This window comes from Pseudomonas asplenii (genome assembly GCF_900105475.1).
Lineage (GTDB): Bacteria > Pseudomonadota > Gammaproteobacteria > Pseudomonadales > Pseudomonadaceae > Aquipseudomonas > Aquipseudomonas asplenii.
The window spans coordinates 3,257,753-3,272,711 of the sequence record NZ_LT629777.1 but is presented as its reverse complement, the minus strand read 5'-3'; the positions used below and the strand labels follow the sequence as shown (position 1 = coordinate 3,272,711).

Below are 14,959 nucleotides of genomic sequence, written 5' to 3'. Positions count from 1 at the left end.
GGTTTGACTTTTGACCTCAACACGAGACGGTAAAACCCGGCAAGTCCGTACCCTGCTGCAGATAAAGCATCGACGTGGGCAGACGCACCGTCCAATGTCGAGGTGGCACTTGTTGCTCCGGCGACAACGGATCAGGAACGAGCACTTCCTCCAGCATCATCAGGGTGCTTTCCGTCACGGGAGTACTGGCCGGCTCACCAATCCAGGGTGATGGGAATTGCAAGTTGAACAACAGCCTGGTTTCGTAGCCGCGATTCACGGGGAGTAGAACATTGGCCGCCGATGCTTTGAGAAAGCGCAGGAACAAGCGCTCTGCGACAGGCGCGGTAGACGCCATCGCGATAGCCTTGGGTTGGATGACAGACTTCACGAAAGGCTGAGTGTTGTAGTGCCAATTCATATCGGACCAACTGAACAACGGCTGCAACTGTTGAGCATTACCGGGAGGTGGCGCCAGCAGGTTCAGGCATGCCTGAGCCAATGCATCCTGCTGGATCTCGACCGTCCGATCTTCACTGGCCAGTTTCATGCGCTTGGCGAATTCGTCCTGATAGCGTTGCATCGACGCCTGCCAGGCCTCGAGCAGTCGGCCGTAGCTACGTATTTGCCAAGCCACTACCAGGTGGTCCTTACCTGTGGTCACCACGCGATTGCAGGTGATGTCGACGGTGACACTCAGTAGTGGCGCCGCTGACATCACGGTCAGAGGAATGGGTCCGGTCTTGCCTTGAATGCTGGCCAGTTGCACGGTACTGACCAATGCTGTCGGTGGTGCGGGAGGTGTCACAACGGCATTGCCCACTGTCGTAGAACTTGAGGCTTCCGGGACGGTAACCGTCAGCGTTGTCGCGGATGAGGAGGTGGCCGCTTGCGCAGGTTTAACATCCTCTCCAGCGACCGAACACACCAGGTTGTACTGGGTATCCGCCAGTGCCATGGTGACTGTACCGGACGCCGCCACGTAACCGTCGGGGATCCGTAACATCGAGACATCACCCAGTACCACGCTGTTGACTGTGGTAATCACGCGCAAGGTGTCAATGGGAGGCGGCTCAGGATCACTGATGTCATACAACGCGGAAAGCGCCTGGTAATTGTCCGGTTTTATACGGATGTAACCGAGGCCATGAGCATCGGAAAATGCCGGAATGGCAAAGGGTTTTTCCAGCGGAACGTCGTCCTGCACCGTGATGCCCTGGACCCAGGCCTGCGCTGGCTGGTTGATGACAAAGCCAAATACCAGGCGTCGTCCGGCATCCGCCAGATGAACCTTCATCAACTTGTCGACCCAGTGATAAATACCCACCAGCCGACGGTCACCCGCATTGTCGATGAGATTGCTTTGACGGCGATCGCACAGCTCCTGCCAGACCCGCCCTCGCTGCCGCGTGATTCGATCCCCCATGTACCGGGCTGCTTTCTCCGTCAATTGCTGAACTTGCCGAGAGGTGTCAGCCCCTGACCAAGAGGTGCCACCATTGCCACCTGACCAGGCGCCCGAGAGTATTTCGTTGAGGTTTTCATAGGTCGGTTTGACATTGCTCATGTTACGCACGAGCCCATCGGCGGCCATGATTTCCTGAAGCGCTTCGGTGAGTTCGCTGCTGGCGGATGTCTGTCGCAAGTCATCGGTTTCGCCACGATGCTCGGTGCTCTCGTTGTCGTGTTCCTCTCGGCGGCTCAGCAGGTGTTCCTGCCGCTCCTGGCGCTCGTGGGGCATGACATTGACCACCTCGGCCAGCTCACCCGGTTGATAACCGACAAGGTGCTGACGCGCACGCTTGAGCGTACCTGGCCCCAGCACCTGCCACGAGCCCGCAGTACTGCTGGTGTCGGTGGAGGCGCTCGTCCCGGTGTCGGTACTGGCGGTCGTCGTGGCTACCGGATTGGGCTTGACGTTCAAGCCAAAGGTGGCGACGGCATCAGGAAAGGCCGTGATAGCGTTCAACGCCACATTACGCAACTGTTGTTCCTGAAGAGAAGGCAGGCCCTGTTGCAACAGGTCGAGAAAATGGCCCACCCGCAAGACATCGACCAATTGCGTTGCCAGGGAAGTATTGCCCGGCGTGCCGATCAAGGCCAGGACGAACAGGCTTTGCCACACGGATGCCTGACTGGAGGCCCACTCCGGGCTCTCCAGCAAAGACTTGACCGGCTCACCCAACAAATTTTCCACCTGCTGCGAAATGGCAGGCAAGGTCTGGACACCTGACAAGGTTGTCAGTAGCTGGACACGCAAGCTCGGAAACAGGCAGATCGGCGACGGCAATGTTGCAACATCGCTGACAAGCCCCGTGAACGCTTTGGCGGCGTTTTGCTTGGCGATCGCGGCGTCCGCACCAGTGCATTGAGCAAGGGTTACGTAAAGCGGCAAAAGCTGCGGATTTTGCAGACGAATGAAGCGCAAACTGGCATCGAGTGCCTCCTGTGTCGTAGCCGGGTGCAGCCAGACGAAGGGCGCCAGGTCCATGGCCTCATGAGGCTCATCAATCAGTGGCAGACTGTTTTCACTCGGTTCATCATCGGGCCGACGCAGTACTGACCACTCACCGATGGGGGCGTTGAAAAACTTATTGATGGACAGCGGGACATTGCAATTCAACGAGATGTGTTGCCTGTCAGGAACCAACATCAACGTCACATCGATACTGCCCAATTGCTGAGTGATCTCAAGCACCCGGGGATACACAAGACCGAGTTCGACAGGGTGACTCTCCTGAGTTGTACCATCGCGAATTTCGCCTTTGAGAGACTTACCGTCATCGGCCACAGTCCAGCGTATTTCAACACGCATGCCATTGCGCGCGACAATCCCCCAATAGCCGTTATAACCGCGCTGTACGCCGGTAACGTCCGTGGCACTCATGATGCACTCCTGCTAACAGCCGATATAGATGGCACAGGGTTTGAACCCGGTATAGCCCTGCCAAATTCAAACCCTGTTCCCAGTCCACACTTCAAAGCCTTGAATCAGACCGGCATCTCGACTGGATGAGCATGGGGCAGCACGGCCTTGAGAAAGGTGGCAGGCGTGTACTCCCTAGCTTGCAAGTAGCCTGGAGTGGGCTCCAAGGGAACGATAATGTCCTTGGTTCCGCTCGTCGGCTTGAGCCACAACGCCATGATGTACATCGGCGCGATACGCAGGATGTGACACGCATATTCACCTTTGTGGGGTAGCGACTCCGCCAATCGAACGGCCTTTTCGAACCCCTCGACGAAGGGGCCAACATTGATCAGATGAAAGGCCGCCTTGTTACTTGCGGTATCCATCGTGATTTCGGCTGCGGCCAGGCTTTTCGATCCCTCTGCAACCAGATAACGCGAGCCGCTGAGCGTTGCCGCTTCAAAGCCTTTACCGTCGATGATATCGGCGGGGTTCAGATCATAGATCTGGTGGTGGACGCCAACTCGAAACTGCTTGGGATCGGCTTTTTGCAACTCGAGAGGTGCATGCTTGTTGCGGTGAATATGCTCGAGCGCTGTCCGTATGACCTTTTCGCCGTCTTGAGGGCCATTGATAAACTTGATCTTCAACATGGGTATGGGTCCCTTACTTGGTGGTGTAGCTATGGGTCCAGATACCGCCGCCCTGATACTGTGCAGCGAAATTGGCAATAGCGATAACGGAGCTTCCGTACCATGGGTCGGCTATGGAGATGGTCGGTGACGGCGCTGCGGGTGCGGGTGCGGGTGCGGGTGCGGGTGCGGGCGCAGGTGCAGGTGCAGGTGCGGTGACAGGGCTTGGCGTCGGCGAATTGGTGTTGTAACCGTAGATCAATACAAAGTGACCGCCACCGTTTTTCCATTGAATACGTGCACCCAATGGATGTCCGGCATCGATCTCGCTGATGATTTGCGCCGTGGTGAACACCTGTTCGTAGAACATGTTCAGGTGCCCGACCCACTCAAGCGATAGCTGCAGGTAAAAAGGCAGATTACAGGCTGCAGAGTTGCCGTTCGAACAGCAGTTGTTAGCTTGACCAAAAGCTTGGTTAGCCAGGCCACATTGGGTGGCGGTGCTGGCTACGTCATAAAAAAGCGCCGTGCTAACCGAGACGGCAGCCCAGCACCAATTGGTTTGCAGTTGTGGCTGCATGGACAGCGCCAGCGTTCGAGTTGCCTGAGGCACCAAGGCATTGACCGGGTTGGGGGCATCCCAGTTCTGATTACTGTCCAGCGCTGATATCGGGCTCTGCCCAGAGGAACTGCCATCACCACCCAGTCCCTCGTCGGGTACTGCTGGAACAACCGGCGTGATTGGATTCTTGGGTGGGCTCGGGGCTATGCTGGTTGTTGCCAGCACACCGAAAACCGGATCGACGGCAAATTGAATGATTGCATTGGCATCCGTAACGACCAGGATGGCCGTCTGATCGGAGGCGCTGTCGAGCTGAAGCCCGGCCGCCGTAATGGCCGATACACTCCAGGGGCTGGTTTCTGAGTCGGTGGGATGGGCCACCGTACCGCCGCCGCTTGGGGCTGTTACCTTGCTGATCTTGCCAGAAGCATCAGTAATTTTGAACGTGACCACGGCATCCGCATTCGACACGTTATTGACGAGCGTTAGGTTTGTCATGCTTTTATCCTTTGATGGGCATTGCGCAACAGCCCTTACTGTTCTTTCCTGCGCGGCACCAGACTTACTACCGGAGGACCGTCATGCTTCGATGCCTCGCTATCGATCAACAGATCGCTGCACCACTCCTTGATTGCAATTCGCGCGGTGGTGATACCGTTCATGATTGCGGTCACTTCGACTCCCTTGAAGTTAAGAGTGCTGCTGGCTGAGGCCTCCAGCACTGAGGTCATCACGAAAGGAGTTTTCAGGTAGCGAGCTTCGATCAACACGCTGCTTGAACACAGGTTATGTATTTCAATATCACCAACCGTGTTGCCAGGCTCTATATCAAGCTCGAAGCGCACGCTACCGGCGACGGCCAGCATCTGCGTCATCAGCCTTTTGGCCTTTGAGCAAATGCGGGTCCGAACCCGGTAGGTCACCAGACTGGTTGCCTCGGTAAACACGACATTCATATCGATTTCAGCACGCACCGGATCCGGCACCGACATCTCAGTACCAGAGGTCAGCCAAACGTCCCATATCAAGTGTTTTTCGCGATAAAACCGTAGTTGCACCGGAAAGGCGCTTCGATTGAGCACCTCCAGAACGGATGCCTGGACGTGTGGCGTCATTGGGGTATTCCTGGCAGCATGAAACAGATAAGCTGGCGTTATGCCAGCCCAACTGCTTGATCGGCTTAAGCGGCGGTCAACGAGAAGTAACCACCTTCCAGAATCGAGCCATTGACCGATGCGGTAATGACCGCGTTGGGGTTGCTGGTGACCAGTGTTGCCGTGGTCACGCCTTCGATCACGGCATAGATGTAGAAGGTGTTGCTGATGTCCAGGGTCTGGTTTTGTGTCGAACTATCAACAACAACGCTTTGCAGGGGTTTACCGTCCTTGCGGATAGTGAATGTCACTGGGTTTATGCAAGTCTTTTGAAAGGCCAACTGATCAGCCACTGAGCTTGGAAACTCCTGAACGTCAAACTCATAGGTACCTTGCGCCGGAACCTGCAGCACTTGAGCCAGAAACCCCATGCTGCCGGTTACCGAGATAGGTGCCGATGTGTAAGTGTTGCCATCGATCAGAGTGGTGGCAATGACTTCATAAACGTCATTGGTTGGGACGCTCAGGGTCGCACCGGGAGTAATCGCTGGCAGGCGTGCGATGACTTGAGCACCTTTCTTGATTACATACTGGGCGTCGTAGGTGGTGTTGTTGCGCAATACAAGACTCATGAAAACTCCTTGGAGGCGGGATTTGGCCACAACCTGAATGGTTTGATGGTCTGAACGATGTATCAGGTTTCAATACAAGACTGAGAACCATTGGGTAAGTATTTCGATACAAACCCACAAGAACACCCATCCAGAGGTAAGCCACTGGAGTGATGACCTGATGGCAAGCGAACTTTCCTCCTCCAAGTACGCTTCAGTCCTTAAACAGTCTGAAGCCGATCAAAGGTCAGTGCTGAAAATTTCCTGAAAATCTGTTCTCGATAAGGCACGGGCGAAGGTCGGGTAACGACTGGATGTTTTAACGGAGAGTTCTATGGAGTTGAACTACCGCTTTGGGCGATTTGAGGTTTGGCCCACACAACGGTTGCTGTTTATTGATGGACGCGAGAGAACACTGGGGGCCCGTGCTTTTGATGTGCTGTTGGCCTTGATCGAACGACGCCCGCAACTGGTCACCAAACGCGAGTTACTGGACCTGGTGTGGCCCAACCTCTTTGTTGAAGAGAACAACCTGCAGGTCCAGGTATCAACATTGCGAAAATTGTTGGGGGCCCAGTCACTGGTCACTGTTGCCGGCCAGGGGTATCGCTTTGCAATGACTCTTGATGGTGAGTTGCAGGGACCGGTTTTGCAGGTCCTGACAAAAAAGCTGATGCCCAACCTACCAGCCCCGCCTCGCAAGCTTCTGGGTCGCGACAGTGACCTCACTGAACTCATTGCGCTGATACGTACCTATCCACTGGTATCAATTGTGGGCGCGGCCGGGGTTGGCAAGACTGTCCTGGCTCTGGCTGCGGCTTATGCCCTGCACAATGCCCCTGAGAATGCAAACGTGTGGATAGACTTGTCGGCGGTCAGCGACCCCTCGCTGCTACCTGTCGTTATCTCCCATGCCATAGGGCTTTCGGTGAGTACGAGCGACCCGTCATTGGCGCTGCTTACCGCTCTGGAGTCTCGGCAATTGTTACTGGTGCTGGACAACGCCGAACATCTGCTGGAAGCCGTCGCTCAATTTGCCTGGTTGGTCGGGGTGAACGCCCCGGGCGTGAAATTGCTTGTCACGAGCCAGGCAGCCTTGAAAGTGGAAAGCGAGCGCGTCTTTCGCCTTGGCGGTTTATCGGTACCCAAGGTGGGTATGACTGCCGAGGAAGCCAATCAGCACGGCTCCGTCCGGCTGTTTACCGACCAGGCCCAAGTGGCGGACCGAACGTTCGCGGTCACCGAGGATAACGTTGCGACCGTGATTTCCTTGTGTCGACGGCTGGATGGGCTGGCCCTGGCTATCAAGTTGGCCGCAGCCAGATTGCCGCTGCTGGGCCTCAATGGGGTGGAATCACGATTGCGCGATCGGTTGAAATTGCTGAGCGGCCTCAGCCGTGGTGGTAGCCATGGCATAGTCTCTCGACGACAGACCCTGTCAGAGTCGCTGGATTGGAGCCACAGCCTGCTGTCATCTCTTGAACAGATTATCTTTCGTCGCTGCTCGGTATTCGTCAACGGCTTCACGCTGGAGTTGGCCTGTGTCGTGTGTGGCGACTCGACGCTGGATAAGTGGGAGGTCATCAATGTGCTGGAAGGCTTGGTGGACCGCTCGCTCGTCGATGTGGAAGAAGGCGTTGTCCGCCGGTTTCGGCTTTCGGAATATGCCTGGGAATACGGCAGGATCAAGCTGGAAAAAGCGCAAGAAACCGAGCCACTGCATCACCGCCACGCGGACGCTTTAGCCACCCTCATGGATCGGGCGTATGAAACCTATTGGCATTACGCTGACTTGCTCTGGCTTGAGGCATGGCGGGTGGAAATCGACAACGTGCAAGCAGCACTTGACTGGAGTTTATCGCACCAATCAGAAGTTGCCGTCAGGCTGATGGGGGCAGCCGGCCCTTTGTTCATGTTGCTCGGCATGACAGCTGAAGGCAGGAGGCGCTGTCTTGCGATCGAACCACTCGCTCTTTCGTTGATAGCGCAGGAGTTCCAGCCCCGACGTCTGGAGTTGGAAGGACTGCTGGCAAGATACTGGATGGAGCGAGGCCGATTGTACACTGGCGTATCCCATACCCGAATGAGCCAGTTTGCCTTGACCGCAGCCGCACATTACCGGGCTGTTGATGACCCCCGAGGGGTTTTCCTGGCACTGTGCTGCGCCGTCCAGAGTCATGTACTCCCCGTCACTCAGGCCCAGTGCATATTGGGTGAAATAGTTGACCTTGAGCAGACAGATTGGCCCGCCCGCCCGCGCTCGCATCGGTTATTGGCGGAAGTCAGTTTTTTTCGGCAAACAAATCAATGGGGCGAGGCACGATTCCCCCTGGAATCACTGCACTGGCTTGCCGTATCGGCAGACCTGGAGACCGCCAAAATGGGGGCACTCAGTGGTCTCGCAGAACTCAGCCTGATCGAGGGAGACTACGAGAATGCCTTGCACTTTGGCCGCAAGCTGATCAGCAGTCACCGACACTCTGGAAACAATTTTTTGTTGCAGTCTCTGGCAGTCATCGTGACTGCCTTGCTTTTTTTGGGACATATACACGAAGCCCGAAAAGCGCTGGCCGACTTCATTGCAACCTCAATAAGAAGGGACTGGGAATGGTTTGGCCTTTACTCCGACCTATTTGCTCTGCTGGCAGTACACGAGGGGCGTACCACTGATGCCGCACGCTTGCTGGGCTATGCGGGCACGGCTTGTGACCCGGTAGAGGCAAAGGATATCAGCGTCACCCAGGTTCGTGCCCGCAGCCGCCAGATCATCGACCGTGTGCTCGAACCATCATTGGCTGGGCGCTTGATGTCCGAGGGGGCACGAATGGACCGCGAAACCGCCTGTGCGCTGGCATTGGCGGGGGTTAGAACCGATTTGGCGGTTAGCAGTTGATTGCTCATACGAGGTGATGCTCTGATGATGAACAAGACGCTTCACATGGAAAAAGGCTGCATAACCTTAAAAGGAAACGCTGGATGAAAAGCGATGACTTCTTCCCTGTCGGCTCAGTGATTGCTTATGCTGGACCGTTGGCAGCAACTGACACCGCGCCCGGAATCAACCTGGATCAAATTCGCTCGAATCTTGCCAAATCAGGCTGGCTTTTCTGCGACGGTAGTTCCGTCCCCCGTGATGCTTTCTGGCAGTTGTATGGTGTTATCGGGAGCGCTTTCGGTTCCCAGGATGATAACAGTTTCAACCTTCCAGACCTGCGCGGTCGGTTCGTGCGTGGCGTGGATGGCAACAGCGGCAATGATCTGGCACTGAGCGAACGAACGGTATCCGCCCAGAATGGTAATAGCGGCAACCAGGTCGGATCTCTGCAACTGGATGCTTTTCAGGGCCACGAACACAACTACAAAGACGTGATTTTGGGTCCTGCCACCGCTCAACCCGGCGAAGGCGTACCCGTCTACGTTCCCAACTCGGCCCCGACCCCAACCACCGATATGGATGAAGAGAGTCCCGACGGCAAGCCACGCATTTCAAAGGAAACCCGCCCCGCGAACCTGTACCTCAATTACATCATTCGTTACTGCTGACGTATCGTCCACCAGGACGATTCAACGCCGACATCGAATCCTGGTAGCCATGAAATCTTCCCAGCCGGGGATGACTCACATCAGAGCACGCGATCGCTCATGAATTTTTCCAACCGCGAACGCAACCAGCGCTCTGCCGGATCGGTGTCGACGATGCCGAGCCAGACCATCGACAGATCGAGGGTCGGCACCTTGAACGGCACCGGTTCGGCAAACACCGAGCCCGACGCGGCCATGGCCAGCGCCGCGTAATCCGGTAGCCCGGCGATCAGATCAGTCCCTGCCAGCAGGGCCGGCAAGGCGCTGTATTGCGGTACCGACAGCACCACGTGGCGCTTGCGACCGATTTCCGCCAGCCACTCGTCGGCCAGGCTGCTGATATTCGCCGTGTGGGACACCAGCACATGCGGGCGGGCGCAGTATTCATCCAGGCTCATGGGCGTCGACGAAGCATCGGCGCGCAGGATCATCGGCTGGATATGCCGCAACAGCTTGCGCTTGGCATTGGCCGGCAGGCCACGGGTCTGGCTGATGCCAACGGTGATATCGCCCGAAGCGAGCAGATCCGGGATGCGCCAGTAGTCGACGTGCTGGACCACGATCATCACATTCGGCGCCTCCTGACGCAGGGCGCGCAACAGGTTGGGCAACAGACCGAACTCGACATCGTCCGACAGGCCGATACGAAAAGTCATGGTGCTGCTGGCCGGGTCGAAGTCGTGGGTCAGGCTCAGGGCGTTGGACAACGAATCCAATGCAGGCGACAGATACTGAATGAGTTCTTCGGCGCGAGCGGTCGGTTCCATGCGGTGACCGACACGAATGAACAATGGATCATTGAACATCGCCCGCAGGCGATTGAGTGCCGAGCTGATGGTCGGCTGACCCAGAAACAGTTTTTCCGCTACCCGTGTGACGTTGCGCTCCTGCATCAGCGCTTCGAACACCACCATCAGGTTGATATCGGCCTTGCGCAGTTCGTTGCGATTCATCCGTTACTCCCCTATCCCCAAAACGCCATCAGTTTAGAAAGGCGCCGTCCATGGCGTCCAGATGAAAAAGCCCCTGGTGTCTCACGACGCCAAGGGCTTCAGCCAGCCACACCTTCCGAGCCTTGCACTCGGAGGATGTGCTTGTGCTATCGGTTTAGAAAGCCCAGCGAGCTTCCGCCGACGCGGTCTGGTTGAGGTAGTGGCTACGCTCCTCCAGGTCATAACGCACGGCCAGTTGCAGCTGGCTGTTGACCTTGTAGCTCAGCTCGGTGCCACCACGTACTTGCCAACGCTGAGGGCTGCTGGAGTAGGTGGTGAAGGTGGTGCCCGGGGCACCGGCAAAGCTGGAGGTCAACGAGTCGCGGCTGGCCAGGAAGTCATAACCGACGCCCAGCTTGCCACTCACGGTCACCTGTTGCGTGAAGTCATGGGCCAGCTTGCCGTCCACCCCGAGGATGAACTGGTCGGTACTGCGGCTCTTGACCTGCAGGTTCAGCTCATCGGCGCCCTTCTCGTGATAGGCCTCATCCTTGATCCAGGTGTAATCCGCACGCACCGAAGGGGTGAAACGGGTGTCCGGGGTCAGGCTGAAGGTCCGGTCCAGGCTGGTGCCGACGTGAGCAGTCCAGGAGTCGTAGTTGGACTTGGCCTGCAAGCCGGCAAAGTCCAGGTCACGTTTGCCATCGTTGTGGTTCTGCCCACCGTCGACCTGGAAGTTCAGGTTGGTCCTGTCGTCCAGGTGATAGGTGCCGTAGCCGACCAACTGGTAGACATCGGTGTTCAGTTGCTGGCGAGCGGTATCACCGGTGCTGTGGGTGTCCGCCTTGGCATAGATGAACGCGCTGCCGAGCATCCAGCGATCGTTGAGGCTGCCGTCGAGACCGAACGCCAGGCCGCCCACGCTGGAATTGAAGCCGGCGACACCGCCGGTGCGCTCCTGGTCGGCCCAGGAACCGAACGGTTTGATCCACAGGTGCTGCTCGCTGAGGATGCTGTCGCCGGAAGACAAGCCGCCACGCAGCGAGTCGCTGCGCCCTTCGATCACGCCATTGATGCTACCCAGGGCGGTCTTCGCCGCCTGGGTGGAGCCGCCCGTCATCAGCGGCAACGTCTCGGTCGCAGCCCTGGACACTTCCTCCTGAGTGCTGAGGGAGACGAAATGGCTGGCCAACTGGCCATTGGGGTTGCTGGCAATGATCTGGTCCAGCGCACCTGCCGCGCCTTGGGCGGCGGTATTGCCCAGGGCCTGGATGCTGCCGCGGACCGTGTTGGCGTTGGAGCCCCCGCTACCGCTGCTGGCGGCGATCACGTTCAAGTCGACGCTGCTGTTGTTGTAGGTCGGCGTGAAGTCGAACAGCAGGCTGTTGTCGGTCACCTGGTTGAAGCGACCGGTAAGCGTACCGCTCGTGCTGATCACGCTACTCAACTGATTGCCCACGGCCAGGGTATTGCCGCTCTTCACATTGACGTCCAGGGTACCGCTCAACTGAACATTGCCGTTGGCACTGAGTTGGCTGTATTGCGACGCACTCAAGGCATTGATGCGCAGCGTACCGCTGCTGCCCTGGCTGAACGAGCCGGTGCCGACCGTTGCATAAGGCGTTGCCGTACTGCCCAGCTCCAGCGTGCCGGCGTTGGAGAGGCCGCCGCCAATCGTGGCGCTGCCGACATTCAGGGTGGCGCCATTGGCGACCGCCACGGAGCCCAGCAGGCTCGCACTGTCCGCCAGGGCCAGGGTGCCGGCGTTGACGCTCCAGTTCTTGCCATAGGTATCGGTGCCGTTCAGCGTCCAGGTGCTGTTGCCGTCTTTCTGGAAGCTACCGAAGCCCTGGTACTGCACGGCGGCGCCCTGGGCGCCAGCCGAACCGAGGTCGAAGCTGGTCGAGCCGGTATTGCCACCCAGGGCCAGCACGTCGCTGCCGCCGCTGGTGCTGACGACGTTGCCGTTGATCACCGAACCGCTGGCGAGGGTCAGCTTGTTGTTGCCGCCACTGAGATCGATCGCGTCGGCACGGGCACCGGCGCCACCATTGGCCAGGCCACCGGAAATGGTCCCGGCGTTGTAGATCGTCGAGTCTCCAGTCGCAACGATACCGACACCGCCCGCTCCCGCCGTGCCACTGAGGCCATTGCTCCCCGCGTGGCCAGCCGTCCCCAAGGAAAAGCCAATGCCCGCGACACCGCCTGCGCCGCCCGTGCCGCCAGCGCCCGCAAGACCACCGTTGCCGCCCTGGATCGTCCCGGTATTGGTGACCTGCATCTGGTAACCGCTGATCCCGGCACCGCCGGCACCACCCCTGCCGCCATTACCGCCGTTGCCACCATTGCCGCCGTTACCACCGTACTTGCCGCTGCTGCTGCCGGCACCGCCCTGGCCCCCAGCCCCACCGGTAACGCCATTGCCACCGTTGCCGCCGGAAAGAGTGGCGTTGTTGGTCACGGCAAAAAAACTGCCCGAAAGGCCGGCACCACCGGCGGAAGCAACGCCGCCACTGGCACCCGAGCCGCCGTTACCGCCGGAGCCGCCAACGTTACCCGAGCTGGAAGAACCCGTGCTGCCACCCGCGCCTCCGGCACCACCATTCGCCGCTGTGCCAGTCCCGCCATTGCCCCCTGTCAGGGTCGCATTGTTGACCAGCGCAAAATGGGTTCCGCTGACCGCCGCACCACCTGGCGTGGCAACCATGACGGAGTATTTGCCCGTCGAGCCTGCGCCCCCGATGCCGCCGGTGCCCGAGGCCACGTTCGAGCCCGCAGCCCCCGCCGTGACGGGACTCGGGAACGTCACGACCGTGCCGGTGGCACCCGTGAACTGGCCCGAGATGCCAGTGGAGATCGTTGCCGCCGTCGGCGCGCTGAACGCCAACGAGCCGCCAGCGCCCACCAGGTTGCCCCCGGTGATGGTCACGGGAGCGCTGGTTTGCAGGGTGGTGAGGCCCGCTGCCAGCGGCACATCCGAGTTGAGCGTGATCGCCCCGACCGAAGGACTGATCAGCACCGACCCGCTGCTGGTCAAGCGGTCACGCAGGGACCCCGCACCGGAGTCGGCATCCGTGTAGACGTCATAGCCAGGAGTCGCCCAGGCTGAAGACGCCATGCCCAGCGACAGCAATGCCAGGGGCCAGGCCGGCATCCTGGCCCTGCCCGATGTGAGGCGTGCCCCACCGCCACAGCTCTTAGACCTGGCCACTTCGGAAACAACTTGCAAGGCACCCAGCCCGCTGTTCCAGACCAACCGATAAATACCCTTGTTCATCCAGTCGTACGCTCCAATGTTTTTCTCTAGTTTTTATAGGGGCCGGTCAAAGAACCCGGACTCCTTGAGTGTTGTGTTGCGGGTGTTGCCAGAAAGCGTCATTGCCAAAACGGGCGAACAGGTCCGGCGGCAGCAGCGTCGAACGCGGTACCGCCTGCACACTCGGCCTCACGTGATGCAGGCCAGGTGTGCCAGCACGCCGGTCGAATTCCTCGGCGTCGAACTGGATGTTGAGCAGGTCGTGGTTGAAAGCGGGTTCGCCGATAAAGTCATAGATGCCGTCGAGCACCGCCTGCGGATTGCCGACCAGGCTCTCGTAGCGCACCAGCAGCAGGCGGCTCGCGTGCTCGCCATAGAAGGCCTGCTTGAGGGCGTTGTACGGGTAGCCGAGCATGCCCTCGGCATTCGCCAGGGCATCGGCGCGGCTGTAGACGGTGCCGCCGGCCTGGAAGTTGAAGATCGCCGAAGGCGACAGCACGTTGCGTTGGACCAGCCGTTCGATACTGTCGATGATCCAGGGCACGTCGCGCACGCAGGCGATCACCTTGCTCGCGGGGAACAGGCTGTGCAGCAGCGGCATGCGCGAGCACCAGGAACGGTTACTGTCAAAGATCACCGGCGCCTCGAATTCCTCGCCGTAGAACTGCTCGAACAGGCCACGCAGGATGCGTCCGCGCTGGCGGTCCGAAATGAACAGCGAATACTCGTTGCGCCCGCCCATGCCATTGAGCAGGTCATCGACCAAGCCAGCGACGGGGCTGCTCATGTGCGCATGAAAGCGCGGGTTCTGGCGCAGCAGGGCCGAGAGCAGGGTCGAACCGGAACGGGGCAGGCCGGAAATGAAATGCAGGGTGCGTTCGGTCATCGGGCGGGCTCCTGCTCAAGTGGGCGGAACAGCCGATGCCAGACGCTTTGACCGCTGTCATCGATGCCCAGGTGCTGGAAACCGGCGCGCTCGATCACGCGGATACCGGCGGCGGTGTGCAGCTTGGGGTTCTCGACCACGATCATCACGCCGACCGGCGCCTGCGGCTCATCGGCATAGGCCAGTGCCAGCTGTTCGAAGGTGTGGGCGAACAATCTCGGTGCCAGGCCGACATCGCGGCAGTCCGTACGGATGAAGGTGCGATAGAACCAGTAGAAAGCCCCGGCACCCGGGCTGTAGGCGCAGTACACCGAGCAGACCCCAGCAAGCCGGCCCTCCTCGTCGAGCACCACACTGGCCACTTCGAAGGTTCTGCGCCAGGCCTCGCACGGGTCCGCCAGCGCGCCGTTGTCGGCCCAGAAGGCAATAAGTTCGCTACGCAGTTGCGGGGTGATCTGCCCCCACACCCAGACAATCCGGTGTTTGCTGTTTGAGCTAATGGCCGACACGGCAGCTT

11 protein-coding genes are annotated in these 14,959 nt (G+C 58.9%); 2 read left to right on the top strand and 9 right to left on the bottom strand.

The window, feature by feature from the left end; translation table 11 throughout:
* Positions 1-16 precede the first annotated feature (16 nt).
* From BLU37_RS15010 to BLU37_RS14990, 5 genes are all read right to left on the bottom strand, one after another.
* Complete coding sequence (locus BLU37_RS15010; RefSeq protein WP_090206082.1) at positions 17-2,866, bottom strand: hypothetical protein; 2,850 nt, start codon at positions 2,864-2,866, stop codon at positions 17-19.
* A 104-nt stretch (positions 2,867-2,970) separates the two neighbouring features.
* Complete coding sequence (locus BLU37_RS15005; RefSeq protein WP_090206079.1) at positions 2,971-3,540, bottom strand: hypothetical protein; 570 nt, start codon at positions 3,538-3,540, stop codon at positions 2,971-2,973.
* A 13-nt stretch (positions 3,541-3,553) separates the two neighbouring features.
* A complete protein-coding gene (locus tag BLU37_RS29330) occupies positions 3,554-4,579 on the bottom strand; it encodes a papain-like cysteine protease family protein (RefSeq protein ID WP_090206076.1) in 1,026 nt (341 codons plus the stop codon).
* A gap of 35 nt (positions 4,580-4,614) precedes the next feature.
* Positions 4,615-5,196 (bottom strand): hypothetical protein, encoded by a 582-nt coding sequence (locus tag BLU37_RS14995; RefSeq protein WP_090206075.1) that lies wholly within the window; start codon positions 5,194-5,196, stop codon positions 4,615-4,617.
* Positions 5,197-5,261: 65 nt separating this feature from the next.
* Complete coding sequence (locus BLU37_RS14990; RefSeq protein WP_090206072.1) at positions 5,262-5,807, bottom strand: hypothetical protein; 546 nt, start codon at positions 5,805-5,807, stop codon at positions 5,262-5,264.
* Positions 5,808-6,120: 313 nt separating this feature from the next.
* Here BLU37_RS14990 and BLU37_RS14985 point away from each other — a divergent pair, with 313 nt between their 5' ends.
* Both BLU37_RS14985 and BLU37_RS14980 read left to right on the top strand, forming a co-directional pair.
* Positions 6,121-8,679 (top strand): ATP-binding protein, encoded by a 2,559-nt coding sequence (locus BLU37_RS14985; RefSeq protein WP_090206069.1) that lies wholly within the window; start codon positions 6,121-6,123, stop codon positions 8,677-8,679.
* Between the two features lie 83 nt (positions 8,680-8,762).
* Complete coding sequence (locus BLU37_RS14980) at positions 8,763-9,329, top strand: tail fiber protein (RefSeq protein ID WP_090206067.1); 567 nt, start codon at positions 8,763-8,765, stop codon at positions 9,327-9,329.
* 80 nt (positions 9,330-9,409) lie between these two features.
* Here the strand turns inward: BLU37_RS14980 and BLU37_RS14975 are convergent, their stop codons facing one another.
* The 4 genes from BLU37_RS14975 to BLU37_RS14960 all read right to left on the bottom strand — a co-directional run bounded on the left by BLU37_RS14975 (position 9,410) and on the right by BLU37_RS14960 (position 14,951).
* Positions 9,410-10,321: a LysR family transcriptional regulator gene (locus BLU37_RS14975; protein WP_090206064.1), complete on the bottom strand. Its 912-nt coding sequence runs from the start codon at positions 10,319-10,321 to the stop codon at positions 9,410-9,412.
* 154 nt (positions 10,322-10,475) lie between these two features.
* Positions 10,476-13,577 (bottom strand): autotransporter domain-containing protein, encoded by a 3,102-nt coding sequence (locus BLU37_RS14970; RefSeq protein ID WP_090206061.1) that lies wholly within the window; start codon positions 13,575-13,577, stop codon positions 10,476-10,478.
* Between the two features lie 46 nt (positions 13,578-13,623).
* Entirely contained in the window at positions 13,624-14,442 is an 819-nt protein-coding gene (locus BLU37_RS14965; protein WP_090206059.1) for a sulfotransferase family protein, read from the bottom strand.
* A complete protein-coding gene (locus tag BLU37_RS14960; protein ID WP_157696378.1) occupies positions 14,439-14,951 on the bottom strand; it encodes a hypothetical protein in 513 nt (170 codons plus the stop codon). The genes BLU37_RS14965 and BLU37_RS14960 overlap by 4 nt, the downstream gene beginning before the upstream one ends.
* Positions 14,952-14,959 lie beyond the last annotated feature (8 nt).